General features: G+C 63.3%; 1 protein-coding gene. It reads left to right on the top strand.

Annotated features, from left to right (window positions below; all coding sequences use genetic code 11):
* Nucleotides 1-1,156 (top strand): serine hydroxymethyltransferase (glyA, locus tag AC2FNC_RS20815; RefSeq protein WP_496716587.1); only part of this gene is annotated, 1,156 nt, incomplete at both ends.

A 1,156-nucleotide genomic window follows, 5' to 3' on the forward strand; every position in this document is an offset into this window, starting at 1 on the left:
CGGATTTTTCACCCAGTCCTTGTCGGACCGCGATCCTGAGCTTTTTGGCTCGATCCGGTCTGAGCTGGGTCGTCAGCGCGACGAGATCGAGCTGATTGCGTCCGAGAACATCGTCTCTGCCGCCGTGATGGAGGCGCAGGGTTCGGTGATGACCAACAAATATGCCGAAGGTTACCCGGGCCGGCGCTATTACGGGGGCTGCGAGTTTGTTGACATCGCCGAGAATCTGGCCATCGACCGCGCCAAGCAGCTGTTTGGCTGTGGCTTTGCCAATGTGCAGCCGAACTCGGGCAGCCAGGCCAACCAGGGCGTGTTCCAGGCGCTGATCCAGCCCGGCGACACCATTCTGGGCATGAGCCTGGATGCCGGTGGCCACCTGACCCACGGCGCGCGGCCCAACCAGTCGGGCAAGTGGTTCAACGCCGTGCAATACGGCGTGCGCCAGCAGGACAACATGCTGGACTATGATCAGGTCGAGGCGCTGGCGAAAGAGCATAACCCCAAGCTGATCATCGCGGGCGGTTCGGCCATCCCGCGTCAGATCGACTTTGCCCGCATGCGCGAGATCGCCGACATGGTCGGCGCCTATCTGCACGTGGACATGGCGCATTTCGCCGGTCTGGTCGCGGCAGGCGAGCATCCCAGCCCGTTCCCCTACGCGCATGTGGCGACCACCACCACACACAAGACCCTGCGCGGCCCACGTGGGGGCATGATCCTGACCAATGATGAAGATATCGCTAAGAAAGTGAATTCGGCGATCTTCCCCGGCATTCAGGGCGGCCCGCTGATGCATGTGATCGCGGCCAAGGCCGTGGCCTTTGGCGAGGCGCTGCGCCCCGAGTTCAAAAGCTATATCCAGCAGGTCGTGATCAATGCGCAGGCGCTCAGCGATCAGCTGATCAAGGGCGGGCTCGACACCGTGACCCACGGCACCGACACCCATGTGGTGCTGGTTGACCTGCGCCCCAAGGGCGTCAAGGGCAACGCCACCGAAAAGGCCCTGGGCCGGGCGCATATCACCTGCAACAAGAACGGCGTGCCATTTGACCCGGAAAAGCCGACCATCACGTCGGGCATCCGCCTGGGCAGCCCCGCCGGCACCACCCGCGGCTTTGGCGAGACCGAATTCCGCCAGATCGCCGACTGGATCATC

The sequence above is a fragment of the Ruegeria sp. BHSA123 genome (genome assembly GCF_059613425.1).